Annotated in this window: 15 protein-coding genes; all 15 read left to right on the top strand. The window is 36.4% G+C overall.

Translation table 11 applies throughout. The features are described 5' to 3' along the window. Positions 1-298: 298 nt before the first annotated feature. The 15 genes from GKP30_RS08010 to GKP30_RS07940 all read left to right on the top strand — a co-directional run bounded on the left by GKP30_RS08010 (position 299) and on the right by GKP30_RS07940 (position 17,279). The gene (locus GKP30_RS08010) at positions 299-1,018 is read left to right on the top strand and encodes a response regulator transcription factor (protein WP_216828906.1); all 720 of its coding nucleotides are present in this window, start codon (positions 299-301) and stop codon (positions 1,016-1,018) included. Beyond that, positions 1,011-2,801 (top strand): two-component system histidine kinase PnpS, encoded by a 1,791-nt coding sequence (pnpS, locus tag GKP30_RS08005; protein WP_216828905.1) that lies wholly within the window; start codon positions 1,011-1,013, stop codon positions 2,799-2,801. Before GKP30_RS08010 ends, pnpS begins: the two co-directional genes overlap by 8 nt. A gap of 571 nt (positions 2,802-3,372) precedes the next feature. Continuing rightward, complete coding sequence (hflK, locus tag GKP30_RS08000) at positions 3,373-4,326, top strand: FtsH protease activity modulator HflK (RefSeq protein ID WP_216828904.1); 954 nt, start codon at positions 3,373-3,375, stop codon at positions 4,324-4,326. Further along, positions 4,326-5,258, top strand: coding sequence for a protease modulator HflC (gene hflC, locus GKP30_RS07995; RefSeq protein WP_216828903.1), 933 nt, complete (start codon positions 4,326-4,328; stop codon positions 5,256-5,258). The genes hflK and hflC overlap by 1 nt, the downstream gene beginning before the upstream one ends. A gap of 124 nt (positions 5,259-5,382) precedes the next feature. Next, complete coding sequence (gene polA / locus GKP30_RS07990; RefSeq protein ID WP_216828902.1) at positions 5,383-8,040, top strand: DNA polymerase I; 2,658 nt, start codon at positions 5,383-5,385, stop codon at positions 8,038-8,040. 12 nt (positions 8,041-8,052) lie between these two features. After that, entirely contained in the window at positions 8,053-8,877 is an 825-nt protein-coding gene (gene mutM, locus GKP30_RS07985) for a DNA-formamidopyrimidine glycosylase (protein ID WP_216828901.1), read from the top strand. Positions 8,878-8,937: 60 nt separating this feature from the next. Beyond that, on the top strand, positions 8,938-9,594 hold the full coding sequence (ytaF, locus tag GKP30_RS07980; protein ID WP_216828900.1) for a sporulation membrane protein YtaF: 657 nt from the start codon (positions 8,938-8,940) through the stop codon (positions 9,592-9,594). Between the two features lie 198 nt (positions 9,595-9,792). Continuing rightward, positions 9,793-10,392: a dephospho-CoA kinase gene (gene coaE / locus GKP30_RS07975; RefSeq protein ID WP_216828899.1), complete on the top strand. Its 600-nt coding sequence runs from the start codon at positions 9,793-9,795 to the stop codon at positions 10,390-10,392. 292 nt (positions 10,393-10,684) lie between these two features. Beyond that, entirely contained in the window at positions 10,685-11,713 is a 1,029-nt protein-coding gene (locus GKP30_RS07970) for a glyceraldehyde-3-phosphate dehydrogenase (RefSeq protein ID WP_216828981.1), read from the top strand. 426 nt (positions 11,714-12,139) lie between these two features. Beyond that, positions 12,140-12,523 carry an adenosylmethionine decarboxylase gene (gene speD / locus GKP30_RS07965; RefSeq protein ID WP_216828898.1) on the top strand — a complete coding sequence of 128 codons (384 nt, stop codon included), beginning with the start codon at positions 12,140-12,142 and terminating at the stop codon, positions 12,521-12,523. A gap of 292 nt (positions 12,524-12,815) precedes the next feature. Continuing rightward, positions 12,816-13,283 (top strand): transcriptional regulator NrdR, encoded by a 468-nt coding sequence (gene nrdR, locus GKP30_RS07960; RefSeq protein WP_216828897.1) that lies wholly within the window; start codon positions 12,816-12,818, stop codon positions 13,281-13,283. A gap of 79 nt (positions 13,284-13,362) precedes the next feature. Further along, the gene (locus GKP30_RS07955; protein ID WP_216828896.1) at positions 13,363-14,817 is read left to right on the top strand and encodes a replication initiation and membrane attachment family protein; all 1,455 of its coding nucleotides are present in this window, start codon (positions 13,363-13,365) and stop codon (positions 14,815-14,817) included. Further along, the gene (dnaI, locus tag GKP30_RS07950) at positions 14,818-15,753 is read left to right on the top strand and encodes a primosomal protein DnaI (RefSeq protein ID WP_216828895.1); all 936 of its coding nucleotides are present in this window, start codon (positions 14,818-14,820) and stop codon (positions 15,751-15,753) included. Positions 15,754-15,830: 77 nt separating this feature from the next. Next, positions 15,831-16,937: a cyclic dehypoxanthinyl futalosine synthase gene (gene mqnC, locus GKP30_RS07945; protein ID WP_216828894.1), complete on the top strand. Its 1,107-nt coding sequence runs from the start codon at positions 15,831-15,833 to the stop codon at positions 16,935-16,937. A gap of 183 nt (positions 16,938-17,120) precedes the next feature. Next, on the top strand, positions 17,121-17,279 hold the full coding sequence (locus tag GKP30_RS07940) for a hypothetical protein (protein ID WP_216828893.1): 159 nt from the start codon (positions 17,121-17,123) through the stop codon (positions 17,277-17,279). The last annotated feature ends 19 nt before the right edge of the window (positions 17,280-17,298 follow it).

The raw sequence follows: 17,298 nt of genomic DNA, 5'->3' as shown, positions 1-17,298 counted from the left end.
ATTTTTTTTTACTTATTTTTTAAGATACATATTATAGATTATGCATTATAAAGCTTTTCTAAAAAGTTATTGCTGAAAGCCGGGAAACAAAGGGTTGAAAAATAAAAAATTAATAGCTAACTTTAACAATACCTATAAATAAGATAGAAATTGCAAAAAATAGCGGAAGTGTTAGTGTGGAAAATAACCTTAAAGAAGTGAAAATTATTCTCAATCAAATTTACATGAAATTTACAATCTTTTGCTATAATCAAAATAAAGCTTACAATTTTAAATAAATTTATTCTCGGAGGAAGCTATGACGCAAAGATTATTAGTTGTAGATGATGAAGAATCTATCGTAACATTACTTCAATTTAATTTAGAACAGGCTGGGTACGAAGTAGTGACAGCTATGGATGGGGCATCTGCATTTCAACAAGCAAAGTCACAGCAATTTGACTTAATTGTTCTAGATTTAATGATTCCAGAAATGGATGGATTAGATGTTTGTAAACAAATGCGTTTAAATAAAATTATGACACCAATTCTTATGTTAACTGCAAAAGATGATGAATTTGATAAAGTATTGGGATTAGAGCTAGGTGCAGATGATTATATGACAAAGCCCTTTAGCCCGAGAGAAGTAGTAGCAAGAGTCCGAGCGATCTTAAGAAGAGTTGGACAAAGTCAATCAGAATCAGAAGTAGCAAAAAATGATGAAACAGTAATCCGAGTAGGAGAAGTCGATATATTCCCTGAAAACTATGAGGTACAATATAAAAACCAACCGATGGAACTTACGCCCAAAGAGTTTGAATTACTTCTTTATCTAGCAAGTCATAAAGGCAGAGTATTGACTCGAGATCAATTATTAAATGCCGTTTGGAATTATGAATTTGTTGGTGATACAAGGATAGTTGATGTTCACATTAGTCACTTAAGGGAGAAGATCGAGCCAAATACGAAAAAACCAATTTATATTAAAACCATTCGAGGATTAGGATATAAATTGGAGGAGCCCCAACTAAATGGGTAAATTCAGATTTCGATTAGTGTTCTCGTTACTTGCAGTAACACTTATCGTACTCGCAAGTTTAGGGCTAATAATTGGTCAATTATTTAAAGAGTTTTATTTTGAAAGTATAACTGACCGTCTAAAGAAGGAAGCTGAACTAGCTGGTTTTAGTGTATTGGAAGTCGGGTTAGACAACCAAGAACAATCACAGGGACTTGCTATAAAAATAGGTAATAAACTTGATACTAGAGTAACCATTATTCTAGCAGATGGGTCTGTAGTGGGAGAAACAGCAACGGATCCAAAACTAATGGAAAACCATATCAATCGCCCTGAAATACGTTCGGTTATTGAAGGAGTCGGTCAATACGAAGTTCGGTACAGTGAAACAGTAGGAAAAGAATTACTTTATTACGCAGTTCCAATAGATGAAGGTGGAGAAACTATCGGTTTTCTCCGTCTCGGTATCCCACTTGAAGAGCTTAATAAAATGAATCAAAAAATATGGGGGCTTCTAATCTTTAGTTTTTCATTAGCATTTTTTGTTATTGTTTCAGTTTCATTTAGAATTGCGAATCAAATGATACGTCCAATAGAGGCTGCGACGAAAGTGGCTAATTCTTTAGCTGAAGGAAATTATAAAGCACGAACGATGGAAACTAGCCAGGATGAAGTTGGGCAACTAAGTCGATCCATTAATGTACTAGCCTATAATCTTGACCAAATTACAAGACGACATCAAATTCAACAAGAAAGAATGGAAACATTAATTGAGAATATGGGTAGTGGATTAATTTTCATAAACCCAAGAGGTGATATTTCTCTTATTAATCGATCTTGTAAAGATATTTTTCAAGAAGATACCGACCTTTGGTTAAATCGCTTGTATCACGAAGCTTTTGAACATAAAGAAATTATTAAAATTGTTCAGGATATTTTTATGACGGAAAACAAGCAGCGTAAGCAAGTTAAACTGCCAATCCACTTAGAAGTACGCCACTTCGATGTGTATGGAGCGCCAATTATCGGGGAAGATGATAAGCTTCGCGGTATTGCACTAGTCTTCCATGACATAACAGAGCTAAAGAAATTAGAGCAAGTTAGAAAAGATTTTGTTGCTAATGTTTCACATGAATTGAAAACACCAGTGACTTCAATTAGAGGCTTTACGGAAACCTTATTAGATGGGGCAATGGAAGAACCACAGCTCCGTGAACAGTTCTTGACAATTATATGGAAAGAAAGCGAAAGACTTCAAAATCTAATTCATGACCTCTTGGAACTTTCAAGGATAGAACAACAATATTTTAAACTTAATTGGCAAAAGACAAATGTTTCAGACATTGTCGAAGATGTTCAAACGTTATTAAAACCAAAAGCAGATGAAAAAGATATTCATCTGAATGTTGAATGTATTGGTGACACGGTTATAGATGGAGACCCTATTCGTATTAAACAAATTGTTATAAATCTTGTCAACAACAGTATTACGTACACCCCTGCTGGTGGAGAAATTTTCGTAGAAGCTAAGGAACAAGGGGATGAAGTAATCCTTATAGTAAAAGATACTGGTATTGGAATTAGTGAAAGTGAACTACCTCGAATTTTTGAACGCTTCTATCGTGTTGACCGTGCGAGAAGTCGTAACTCTGGAGGCACTGGACTTGGCCTAGCTATTGTAAAACATTTAGTTGAAGCACATCATGGGAAAATTGATGTCGAGAGTACGGTAGGAAAAGGAACTTTATTTAGTATTACATTAAAAAAAGAGGTAAAGGAAGAAAGTAGTTATTTTATAAGATGACTAACTGAATTTAGTACATTTTGATATTACAATTCTTAACAAAATATTAATAATTCCTTCATTTCAAATTTACGGATGAAAGATATAATTACGATGAACGGTTTCATCAATGTCTGTAAACTGGGTGTTTAAGCTCATCCCTTCATCCAGTTTACGGAAGTTGTTTTACATCCCCTTGTTAGGACAAAAGCTTCCCCTTAGCTTTTGTCCTATTTTTTTATTCCATGAAATATATCCCTTTTTACAATAGGGCAAAGCTTTAATCTTGTCGCAGTAAGCTGCAGGTGCCATCGGCTCGAGGTAGCTTCGGTCCATCCAACGTGTCCAAAGGGCAGGACACGTTGGATGGCCCTCCAGCGCTTGTCGCCGATAAGCAGGCCCCTTCCGCTTTTCCACTCTCCATATATTGTTACTTTGTTAAATCAATGGCAGTATGTGATTTTCCCTATATTCTTGTAAACTAATATACTATAATATTAGTATGAAACTTTTTCTTAGGTGTTTCGTAATAGTTAAGAGAAAGAAAATGTAACTTTCTATAATCTTATGTGAAACAGAAAGAGGGGATGAAATGGTAAGTATTAAGCAAATGATTGTTGGATTTTTATCAGCAATTGGAATTGGAATTTTAGCTTTATTTATTGCGACGGGTTGGTATATTGTTGATGAAACTGACCAAGCGGCATTAATTACGTTTGGTAAAGTGGAAGAAACGATAGCTGAACCAGGTCTTAAATTTAAAATGCCTTGGCCTATTCAACGTGTTGAAATTCTTTCAAGAACAACAAATAACCTTCGAGTCGGTTTTGAAGAACGAAATGGAGAACTGAATTATACCGATGAGGCGAAAATGATTACGGGTGACGAAAATATTGTATTAGCCGACCTTATCGTTCAATGGAGAATTACAAATCCAGAAGAGTACCTCTTCAACGCTGACAGCCCAGAACAAATTTTATTTAATGCGGCTTCTGCTTCATTAAGAGGGGTTATTGGGAGTTCGAGAATTGATGCTATCTTAACTGACGAACGACCAGAAATTGAAGCCAAAGTTAGAGAGAACCTTCTAAATTATATGGAGACTTATAAAGTCGGAATTACTGTAATGGATGTTAAACTTCAAAATGTTGAATTACCAAACGAGGAAGTAAGACGTGCGTTTACAGAAGTTACAGATGCTCGTGAGGAACGATTAACGAAAATTAATGAAGCCAATAAATATCGTAACCAATTAATTAATGAAGCAAAAGGGGAGCAAGATGCGATCATTTCTCGAGCAGAAGGTACAAAAGCAGAACGTATGGAACGTGCCCGCGGGGATGTTGCAAGATTTAACGCCCTTTATGAGGAGTATTTAATTAATCCAGAAGTTACAAGACAGCGTCTAGTCCTAGAAACCCTAGAAGAAGTATTACCAGGAACAGATATTTACATTATGGATAATAACAGTGATACGGTAAGTTATTTACCGATCAGACCAATTGAACGCCGTGCAGACCAATCTAGTGAAGGGGGGAACAACTAATGAGTGATAATAATATTGTAGATTTAGAAGAACGCCGCCCAACCGAAGAGTGGAAAAAATATACACGAGTTGGGGTTTCATTAGTTATTGTTATTGCTGTAGTTGCAACGATCCTTTCTAATTTATTTATTGTTGAGCAAGGTGAATACAAAGTGGTACGTCAATTTGGTGAAGTGGTACGAATTGAAGGGGAGCCAGGTTTAAGCTATAAAATTCCATTCATTCAGTCTGTAACAACATTGCCAAAGTACCAAATGGTTTATGACATTACACCAGCAGAAATTAATACAAGAGATAAAAAACGTATGCTTGTCGATACGTATGCGGTATGGAGTGTTGACGACCCGCGAGATATGATTTCTAATGCGAGATCCATTCAAAATGCTGAATCGATTATGGGTAACTTTATTTTCTCTGTTATCCGTGCAGAATTAGGTCAGCTCGATTATGACGAAATTATTAATGACGAAGCATCTAACCGTGGGAGTTTTAATGAACGTGTCCGCGACCGTGTAAATGAGTTATTAGAAAGAGATAATTACGGAATTCAATTAACGGATATTCGTATGAAACGTACGGATTTACCTGAAGAGAACGAGCAGGCTATTTTCCGTCGAATGATCTCTGAACGTCAATCGACAGCTCAAGATTATTTATCGCAAGGTGATGCAGAAGCAAACCGTATTCGTGCAAACACTGACCGTGAAGTACAAGAAATCGTAGCGAAGGCTACAGCTGATGCGAATGAAATCATTGGTGAAGGTGAAGCTGAAGCGGCACGTATTTACAATGAATCTTTTGGACGTGACACAGAATTCTATAACTTATATCGCACCCTTCAATCGTATGAAAAAACAATTGAAGATGAGACTGTCATTGTACTTCCAGCAGACTCACCTTATGCGCGTATTTTAATGGGATATATCGATTAAGATGGGAAAGAGACATTTTGCTATTGCAAAATGTCTCTTTTTTTCATGATTAACTAGTTGCTAGCTCCATCGTTTCTCGAGATTTTATAAACTTCAAATGGTTATGATAAAATAATAAGTAAGTATGGAATTTGAGAGGAGTGCTCTTGTGAATAAATTAGTTCTTGTAGATGGAAATAGTATAGCCTACCGCGCGTTTTTTGCACTTCCATTGTTAAACAATGATAAAGGGGTATACACGAATGCGGTTTATGGCTTTACGATGATGCTACTAAAAATTATCGAGGAAGAAAAACCAACCCATATGGTCGTTGCGTTCGATGCGGGAAAAACAACGTTTCGTCATGAAACATATGGAGAATATAAAAGTGGTCGCCAAAAGACACCAGGAGAATTATCAGAACAGTTTCCCCTCATCCGTGAAGTATTAGATGCCTTTCAAATTTCGCGTTATGAAATTGAAAATTACGAAGCAGATGATATTATTGGAACACTCGCAAAGAAGGCAGAAGAGGAAGATTGGACGGTAAGTGTTTATTCAGGGGATAAAGATTTATTGCAATTAGTATCGCCGAAAGTAAAGGTGACATTGTCTCGAAAAGGAATTACGAATGTAGATACATATGATGTACAAGCAATAGCTGATAAGTATGGAATTACTCCATTACAAATTATAGATATGAAAGGTCTTATGGGAGATAGTTCAGACAATATCCCAGGTGTCCCAGGGATTGGTGAGAAGACCGCACTTAAGCTTTTAAAAGAATATGAAACAGTAGAAAATGTACTTAATTCGATTGATAAAGTATCTGGCAAGAAGATGAAGGAACGTCTAGAAGATAATAAAGAACAGGCTATAATGAGTAAAAAATTAGCTACGATCTATAGAGAAGTTCCAATTGATCGAAGTTTGTCTTCCTTTACTTTTGAAGAAGATTATGAAAAAGAAAAAGTCATTGCTTTATTTAAAGAGCTAGACTTTAATACATTATTAAATAAAATTGATGATGGTGAAGCTGAAGAAAGTACATTGCAGGATGAGGACATTGAGTATACGGTCATCGACCAAGTAAATGAGGACATACTTCAAAGTCCTTCGGCAGTCATTGTCGAAGTAATCGCGGAAAATTATCACCAAGCTGATGTACTCGGGTTTACCATTGTAAATAAAAGTGGTAAATACTACATCCCAACTGAGGTGGCAAGTAATTCTCAAGTCTTTATCGAATGGGCAAAAGACTCGACAAAGAAAAAGTGGTTAGCTGATACAAAACGAGCAGTTGTTGCTTTAGGGTGGAAAGGCATTGAGTTGAATGGTGTAGACTTTGATATTCTTTTAGCTTCATACTTATTAAATCCTTCAAGTTCTTCATATGAGTTAGCAGACGTTACAAAAGAGCGTGGTAAACAATTGGTCGAATATGATGAGATCGTTTACGGGAAAGGAGCTAAACGAAAAGTTCCTGAAGACGAGATTTTACAGAAGCATCTCATGAAAAAAGCAGAAGTCGTATATACATTAAAGGAAGAGCTTGAAAATGATTTAAAAAAGAATGAGCAATATGAATTGTTTAGTGAACTAGAAATGCCGCTTGCTCTCGTCTTAGGAAAGATGGAGATTACTGGCGTTAAAGTAGATAAACAACAATTAAAAGCAATGGGGCAAGAATTAGGTGAACAGTTAGCTTCTCTAGAAAAAGAAATTCATGAATTAGCAGGTGTTTCTTTTAATATTAATTCACCAAAACAATTAGGAGAGATTTTATTTGAGAAGCTAAATCTCCCACCAATTAAAAAGACGAAAACTGGGTATTCCACTTCCGCAGATGTTCTTGAAAAGCTTCAAGACCAACATGAGATCATCGGGAAAATTTTGCATTTTCGACAGTTAGGAAAATTGAACTCAACGTATATTGAAGGATTACTAAAAGTCGTTCATCATGATACAAGTAAAATTCATACAATATTTAACCAAGCACTAACGCAAACAGGTCGATTGAGTTCAACGGAGCCTAACTTGCAAAATATTCCTATCCGTTTAGAAGAAGGAAGAAAAATCCGTAAAGCATTCGTTGCTTCTGAAGAAGATTGGATAATTCTCGCTGCCGATTATTCTCAAATCGAATTAAGAGTACTTGCTCATATTGCTCAAGATCAAGGATTAATAACGGCCTTCAAAGAAGATATGGATATCCACACAAAAACGGCGATGGATGTATTCCATGTCAGTGAGAATGAAGTTTCATCAAACATGAGAAGAAGCGCAAAAGCAGTTAATTTTGGAATCGTTTACGGTATTAGTGACTATGGGTTATCCCAAAACTTGGGAATTACGAGAAAAGAAGCTGGTCAATTTATTGAACGTTACTTTGAAAGTTTTCCTGGAGTAAAGGATTATATGGATAAAATTATCGAAAAAGCTCGTGAAACAGGTTATGTAACGACTTTGTTACACCGTCGTAGATACTTACCTGAAATAACAAGCCGAAACTTCAATCTTCGTAGCTTTGCAGAAAGAACAGCAATGAATACACCAATACAAGGAACAGCTGCAGATATTATAAAGAAGGCAATGGTTCAATTAAGTAACCAATTAGAGGAATCAAAACTAAAAACACGTCTTTTACTTCAAGTACATGATGAATTAATTCTCGAAGTACCTAAGGAAGAACTTGAAACAGTTGAAAAAATGGTCAAGGATGTAATGGAAAATGCAATTGAGCTAGATGTACCTTTAAAAGTAGATTCATCTTACGGATCTAGTTGGTACGACGCAAAATAAGGAGTACGAAAAATGCCAGAATTACCAGAAGTGGAAACGGTCAAACGAACACTCGAACGATTAGTCATTGGTAAAAAGATAGTCGATATTGAAATTCTATGGCCAAAAATGATAAAAAAACCAGATGATGCTGAACATTTTAAAGCACTTTTACGAAATCAAACGATCCATGAGATGGGACGACGGGGCAAATTTTTAAAGTTTTTTTTAGATGATTATGTCCTTGTCTCCCATTTGCGGATGGAAGGTCGATACGGAATGTATCAGGCAGATGAAGAGAGAAATAAGCATGTTCACGTGATATTTTATTTCTCTGATGGAACACAGCTACGCTACCAAGATGTTCGTAAATTTGGAACGATGCACTTATTTGTTAAGGGGGAGGAAGAACTTTCTTTGCCTTTAATGGACTTAGGGTTAGAGCCTTTTGCTGAAGAATTTACAATCGAGCATCTAAAAGAGGGGCTTGCGAAAACCAACAGGAAGGTAAAAACGGCCTTATTAGATCAAAAGATTGTTGTCGGCTTAGGAAACATTTACGTCGATGAAGCTCTCTTTCACGCAGGGATCCTTCCTGAACGTTTAGCCAAGGATGTTAAAGAAGAAGAATTACCAATACTACATGAAAAAATTATCGAAACTTTAGGTAAAGCAATTGAACAAGGAGGAAGTTCAATAAAATCCTATGTGAATGGTCAAGGTGAAATGGGAATGTTTCAGCAGTTTCTATTTGTCTACGGTCGTAAAGGTGAACCGTGTAGACAATGTGGGACATTGATTGAGAAAACGGTAGTCGGGGGGCGTGGGACGCACTTCTGTCCGAATTGCCAAAAATAAAGTACATTGGATAGGCTCCTGCCATATACTATCGTATCAGTCATGGAAGGAGCTTTTTACATGGTAGAAATCTTCTCATTACTACTATTAGCTTTAGCTGTTAGTTTAGATAGTTTTGGTGTAGGTCTAACATATGGACTTAGGAAGATGAAGTTACCGTTTAAGTCCTTATTATTTATCGCGTTTTGTTCAGCAGCTTCCATTCTTATAGCCATGACATTCGGAAATTTGATCGTACTATACTTATCTCCTCAATTTGCGGAGGCACTCGGGGGGATTATTTTAATCTTGATCGGGGCATGGGCACTATATCAAGTGTTCCGACCAGCCAAAAACTCTATGGAGGATGAAGAAGAAAAGCAGACTGTCAACGATAAAGTCCTCATTAATTTAGAAATTAAAATGCTTGGCTTGGTGATACGGATCCTTAGAAAGCCGATGGAAGCTGACATTGATAAATCAGGAACAATTACAGGAAGAGAAGCTATTTTACTCGGAGTAGCCTTATCACTTGATGCATTCGGGGCAGGAATTGGTGCTGCTCTAATTGGTTTCTCTCCTTGGATGATGGCAATAACCGTAGCGATTATGAGTGCCTCTTTTGTTACGTTTGGCATGAGAAGTGGGTACCGTTTTTCAGATACGTATTTTATGAAGAAGTTTTCGTTTATTCCTGGGTTGTTATTGATTATACTTGGTGTATGGAGCTTACTATAAAGGAAGTTCAAAAAGTCTGGGGAAAATAGCACGACGAAGCACGGCGTTGGCTTGCTTCTGCGTTGTGCACGTCCTGTGCAAGTACGCTACTCGAAGCTACGCCGCCTTGATCTTCTTGGCTCTTTTTGTCCTCCTTTTTGAAGCATGATTGAAGAGAAAGTTAAAAAGTCCGGGAAGTGTAAAGAAGGAGTTCAAGTGATGATAATTGGTTTAACAGGTGGAATTGCTAGTGGAAAGAGTACAGTTTCTCATTTTATTTCGGCATTAGGAATACCCATTGTTGATGCAGATGTTATTGCGAGGGAAGTAGTAGAACCTGGTGAAAATGCTTATGATCAAATTGTTGCTCACTTTGGAAAAAAAGTACTAAATAATGATGACACCATTGCCCGCAAAAAATTAGGTGAAATCATTTTTACTGATGAAAAAGAGCGAAAGGTTTTAAATTCAATCGTTCATCCTGCCATTAGAAAGAGGATGATTGAAACGAAGGATCGATTATTTAACGAAGGCCATCCTGTGGTTGTTTATGACTTACCTTTGTTGTTTGAAAGTAACTTAAAGCATATGGTCGACAAAGTCTTGCTCGTTTATGTTGAAGAGCATGTTCAATTAGAAAGGCTAATGGAACGTGATCAATCAATTAAAGAAGAAGCATTAAGCCGGATCCAATCGCAGATGCCATTAAAGCAAAAAGTGGAGTTAGCGGATGAAGTCATTAATAATAACGGCACGATTGAAGATACCGAAAAACAACTAAAGGATATACTAAAAAAATGGCAAGTGTATAAAGGCTAAAGAGTAACAGTGACATACTAATTCATAATATGAACCACGAAAGAATAATAAATAAAAGAAGCACTAGGATATTAAATCTTAGTGTTTTTTGCATTTCTTCTAAGGATGTCGATAAGAATTATGTTATAGCAGCATACAATTAGTAAACGCATAAATTAATTGAATTGCCTAATTATTTTTATTTATTATCTTTTATTAAAATTATTAGTTCTTATTGCATATTATATGTTATACTATTTCATATCAGAGGACATTTAGTATAGCATATATAAATGGGGAGGATCTAATTATGATGAAAGTTAAAGTAGCGATTAATGGATTTGGGAGAATTGGGAGAATGGTGTTCCGAAAAGCAATTCTTGACGATAGATTAGATGTTGTAGCGGTAAATGCTAGTTACCCTGCAGAAACTTTAGCTCACTTAGTAAAATATGATAGCATCCACGGACCATTCCAAGCGGAGGTAAAAGCGGGGGATAACGAATTAATCGTTGACGGAAAAGTCGTTAAGCTTTTACAATCACGCGACCCGAAACAATTACCATGGAAAGAAATGAATGTAGATATCGTTGTTGAAGCAACAGGTAAATTCAAATCAAAAGAAACAGCTGGTTACCATATTGAAGCTGGAGCAAAGAAAGTAGTTATCACAGCTCCTGGTAAAGATGAGGACGTAACAATCGTTGTAGGTGTAAACGAAAAAGATTACATTCATGAAAAGCATGATGTGATCTCAAATGCATCTTGTACAACAAACTGCCTTGCACCAGTTGCAAAAGTAATTGATGAAGCATTTGGCATTGAAACTGGAATGATGACGACAGTTCACTCGTATACAAACGACCAAAAGAATATTGACAATCCACATAAAGATTTACGTAGAGCACGTGCTTGCGCCCAATCCATTATTCCAACGTCGACAGGTGCTGCTAAAGCAATTGCTAAAGTATTACCAAACCTGAGCGGAAAATTAAATGGTATGGCATTACGAGTACCAACACCGAATGTTTCTTTAGTAGACTTTGTTGTTCAAGTAAAACAAGATGTAACAGTTGAAGAAGTAAACGAAGTATTAAGAAATGCTGCTAACAATGAGTTAAAAGGAATTTTAGGTTACACAGATGAGCCACTTGTTTCTATTGACTTTAACGGAAATGAAAATTCTTCAATTATTGACGGCTTATCAACAATGGTATTAGGTGATAGACAGTTAAAAGTTCTTGCTTGGTATGATAACGAGTGGGGCTACTCTTGCCGTGTCGTAGACCTTGTAAACCTTGTAGCTTCTAACATTGTAAATGACGCAAAACTTCACGTTTAATCAATAAAAATTCGTGAAAAGAATGAAAGCTGACTTACGATTGCATAGGTCGGCTTTTTTCGTTTTCGGTTGCATAAAGGTATATCCAAAACAAAGTGGGTTAACAATATAGTGATACTTCGTTCACCACACAGGCGAGCGTCGATCTCAGCCTTTTTATTACAATTTGCGTATAGGATTCATGTTCAAGGTACCAAAATACAATGCTGATATATCAATGGGGACCATAAAAAATACTTGTTAACTTGTTGTTGCATACCCAAATTAAAACAAGTAATTCAAGTGAATTTCAATTATACAAATCAGGAATAGTTAGCTACTCAAAGGGTTAGGACATCTCTGGACTAACTTTCCCCCGTGGTACCTTAACATTCCTACATGCTTGAGAAGGCATGAAATTTTTTTGAAAAGGGGGAGAATCAACTTATGGATACTATGGGTCGTCACGTAATTGCTGAATTATGGGGATGTAACGTAGAGAAGTTGAATGATATGAATTTTATTGAGAGAGTATTCGTTGATGCTGCATTGGAATCTGGAGCTGAAGTACGTGAAGTAGCTTTTCATAAATTTGCTCCCCACGGTGTTAGTGGAGTAGTGATAATTTCTGAGTCACACTTAACGATCCACAGCTTTCCAGAACATGGGTACGCAAGTATCGATGTGTACACTTGCGGCGATCGAATTGACCCGAATGTAGCTTCGAATTTTATATCTAGAGCACTACAGGCGACAAAAAGTGAAATTATTGAAGTGCCAAGAGGCATGGGTCCTATCAAAGTTGAAAAATCGAAAATTCAAGCATTGTAGTACATTTAAAGAGGTGGTAATTACCACCTCTTTTTGGATTTTAAAAAGAATGTTGCCGATAGCTTATTTCACGATTTAGCGTAAGCTTTTGAAAACTGACCACTAGCAACAAAGTATTCGAAAAAAGCCTTTTTTATATATCGACAAAGAAATTTCAGCATATTTTGAGAAAAATCGTGTTTTTCCAGCGATATCTTTGAACGGTTTCTTGTCAATTCCCAAGTTTTTATTTATTATTAAAGTAGTATTAATATTGTTCGTTAAATGCAAGACAAAGTGGAGTTGATACAAAATGCGTTGTCCAGCATGTGAATATAATGGAACTAAAGTTCTCGATTCAAGGCCTAGCCATGAAGGAAAGTCTATTCGTAGACGAAGAGAGTGTGAAGCTTGTAATTATCGTTTTACAACATTTGAGACAGTCGAAGAGCATCCGATTATTATCGTGAAAAAAGACGGGACACGACAAGAGTTTAGCCGTGAAAAGATATTAAGAGGGCTTATTAGAGCATGTGAAAAACGACCAGTTTCTCTAGAGCAACTGAATGAGATTGTGACGAAGGTTGAACGTGAGCTTCGGAGCAAAGGAATGAATGAGGTTGAGAGTCGAGTGGTCGGTGAATTGGTTATGGAAATATTGGCTAGTGTTGATGATGTTGCCTATGTTCGTTTTGCATCGGTTTACCGTCAATTCAAAGACATTAATGTATTTATTGATGAATTAAAAGATCTGATTGATCGAAATACTTCTAAGAAATAAATGAGCTTTAAGCAATATGCTGAGAGCTCTTTTTCACTTTTATAATAGTAACAGATGAGAGTAAGGAAAGGTGATATAGATGGAGTGGCATTGGAAAGAACTTTTGCCAGTTGACCGTTATATGATTAGAGCAAAAGATCAACTAACGGTTCAAGATCAAAGAGTATTAATTTTATTATATCAACCTTTAATCGGTGCGGTAGCTTATAGCTTATATATGACGTTGTGGAGTGAACTAGAAGACGACGTGTACTGGAGTAGCGAGGCGACTCATCGACAATTGATGATCAGTATGGATTTACCGTTATCTCAACTTTTTCAAGAGAGGAAAAAGTTGGAAGCGATTGGCTTGTTAAAGACCTTCAAAAAGAAAGACGAGGAAACCTCCAGCTATTTATATGAGCTTCAGACACCGATGTCACCACAGGCATTTTTTACAAATGACGTATTAAGTGTTTATCTATATAATCGATTAGGGAAGACAAAATACCGCCAAATTAGAGAGCGTTTTTTAATTGATAAATTAGATCAAGAAGGATTTGAAGAAATAACGTATGCATTTGATGAGGTGTTTACTTCTCTATCACATTCTGAAATTGCAACGCATCACCAAACCGAGTTAATTGAGGCTTTAGAAATTGACGCTAATAAAGAAATCATTCAAAGAGGACAAGTAAATGATGTGATGTTTGCTAACCAGTCATTTGATTTCCAATTGTTAGAATCGGACTTATCGACATTTATAAATGTTAAAAGATTACTTACAATGGAAGCTCGTGAAGTCATTGTGAGGTTAGCTTTTGTTTACCGAATTGAACCTTTAGAAATGAGCCGTTTAATTCAACAAGCTCTTTTACATGATGATGAGTTAAATGTGGATGAGTTAAGAAAACGGGCTCAAGAATGGTATAAGATTGAATACGGAAATGAACCACCAACACTCGGTTTAAAGACACACCCAATAGAACACCGTGAAATGAGCGGGAAAGTTCCGCAAACAGAGGAAGAGAAGATGATTTCATTGTATGAAACGACATCACCGTTAGACTTGCTTGAAAGCCGGTCAGATGGTGCTAAAGTTCCTTTAGCTGATGTAAAGATTATTGAAAGTTTACTACTTGATTTTCAGTTAATGCCTGGGGTTGTCAATGTACTTATTGACTCTGTCTTAATACGAAATGATATGAAGTTAACAAAGGCGTTAGTCGATAAAATAGCTGGGCATTGGTCTAGAAAAAATATAAAAACAGTCAAAGAGGCAATGGAATTAGCAAGACTCGAATATCAAAAAAATACGATTTATCAACAAGGTAAAAAGGAAAGTCCTAAACCTTCGAAAGGCCAATCGAAAAAGTCGTTTGTCAGAACAGAGAAGTTGCCAAAATGGTTGTTAAAAGAACAGGAAGCAAAGGCTTCAGAAGCACCATCAACAGAAAAGCAGAGCCAGGACCCTAAATTAGCGCTAGAAAAAGAAAGATTTACGCAGATGATGGAGCAACTAAAGCAAAGTAAAGTGAAAAAGGAGGAAGATTAGATGGAATCCATTCAAGCCTCCCTACAAAAAATGATGAGCGGGGAAAAATTCTTAAAGCAATATGAAAAGTTAAAACATGAAATCCTTACTGATTCAATTATTAGTGAATTTATGCAATCCAATCCTCATGTTTCCCTTGATATGCTTGAAAAAAGCTTACCAAAATTGGACCAATATAGAAAAGAGATAAATACATGTAATCACTGTCGAGGTCTTGAGAATTGTTCTAACCTTATGAAGGGTTATCGACCGCAACTAGTTGTTGAAAGGAGCTATGTCGATATCCGCTTTGAAATTTGTGAAATTAAACATAGGGAAGATCGTCATAGAAAACAACAATCCCTTATTAAAAGTCTTTATATTCCTAAGGATATATTAGAAGCAAGGTTTGAACATCTTGACCAACAAGAAGAACTACGTCTAGCAGCTAGTGCAGCAGCCTTAGAATTTGCTATGCAAGCGGACCCTGGTAAACGTTCAATGGGACTATATTTATATGGGAAGTTTGGTGTTGGTAAAACATATATTATGGGTGCAGTTGCGAACGCCTTAGCCGATCGTGGAATTGAGTCGATGCTTGTCTATACTCCTGATTTCTTTAGAGAGATGAAGCAATCAATTGGAGATGGTACATTAAATGTAAAACTGGACCGAGTAAAAAATGCGCAAGTGCTGATCTTAGATGATATTGGAGCAGAAAGCCTGTCGAGTTGGATACGTGATGATGTATTAGGAGTTATTCTACAATATCGAATGCTTGAAAAGCTACCAACGCTATTTACGTCTAATTTTGATTATGATGAACTAGAAGAACACTTAGCGTATTCGGAACGTGGCGGGTTTGAACAGTTAAAAGCAAAACGGATCATGGAGAGAATTCGCCACTTTACAACACCCATTTTTGTTGATGGTTCTAATCGAAGAGAACAGAATTAGTGCTTTTTGGAATAGGCATTTTTCAACAATCTATGATAGTATAATACTAGTTGATAAAGTTGGGGGTTATAAAACAAATGAGCATTGACCACATTCTCGAGCGCGCAGTGAACGGGGAACGTATTTCAATTGAAGACTGCATAGAGCTCTATAAAAGTGATGAAGTAGAAAAAATGGGTGAAGCTGCAAATGCTATTATGAAAAAGTGGCATCCAGAACCAATTACAACTTTTGTTATCGGTAGAAACGTAAATTATACAAATTACTGTGACACGTACTGTCGTTTTTGTGCATTCTACCGTCCTCCAGGACATGCAGAAGGGTATGTGCTAGATGACGAAGAAGTACTAAAGAAAATACAAGAAACTGTTGATGTTGGTGGTACGGAAATTCTCATGCAAGGTGGAACGAATCCAGATTTGCCATTTACGTATTATACAGATTTATTGAAAAAGATTAAAGAGCGTTTTGACATTACAATGCACTCTTTTTCACCAGCAGAAATTTACAAAATGGCTGAAGTTTCGGGTCTTTCACTAGAAGAAGTACTTACCCAATTAAAAGAAGCTGGATTAGATTCAGTTCCAGGTGGTGGCGCGGAAATCTTAACTGAAAAGACTCGCAGACGTGTGAGTAGAATTAAAGACAGTTGGGAAGAGTGGATCGATTGTATGAAGGCTGTGAAAAAAGTTGGAATGCATGGTACAGCTACAATGGTCATCGGTTTAGGTGAAACGATTGAAGAACGTGCATTACACCTTCAGCGAATTCGTGATGCGCAAGATGAAGCAGATTGCTTCTTAGCCTTTATTTCTTGGACATTCCAACCAGACAATACAAACTTAAAAGGTGAAAAAATTTCACCACGTGGATACCTTAAAAATGTTGCAATTTCTCGGATTTTCTTAGATAACATTGCGAATTTCCAATCTTCGTGGGTAACAATGGGACCAGAGGTAGGAAAACAGTCATTATCGTATGGCTGTAATGACTTTGGTAGTACAATGATGGAAGAAAATGTCGTATCTGCAGCTGGTACAACACATAAAGTAAACACGAACCAAATCTTACAATTAATCCGTGAAGCAGGAAAAATCCCAGCTCAAAGAAATACTAAATATAAAATTCTACGTGTATTTGACAATGACGAAACAGCAGCTAAAGATTTTGTGATGCAAAACTAATCGTAAATAATAGCGCCTATGCTTTAACATCATAATAGATGTTAAAGCATAGGCGTTTTTTTTAAACTTTGTTATAAGGTATTGTTGATATAAGTTGATATTGAGCTCCGATGTGGGGAGAAGTACTTAGTATACTTGATGAAAATTTCACTATAATAATAAAAAACATATAGGGGGTGGCTTGTGTTGAATTTGAATGGCCATCGAACATACGCAACAGTTGAATGTGAACATTGCTTAATTGATTTAACTGAACATGAAGAAAATATTTTTGATGATGATACAAAAGAATTTTATAAATCACTAGCACAAATGATTGTTGATAGCTACGATAACTTATAGATGTTGTAGAGGATGGAAT

The sequence above is a fragment of the Alkalihalobacterium elongatum genome (assembly GCF_019024285.1).
GTDB lineage: Bacteria > Bacillota > Bacilli > Bacillales > Bacillaceae_F > Alkalihalobacterium > Alkalihalobacterium elongatum.
This window is presented reverse-complemented; position numbering and strand designations above follow the sequence as displayed.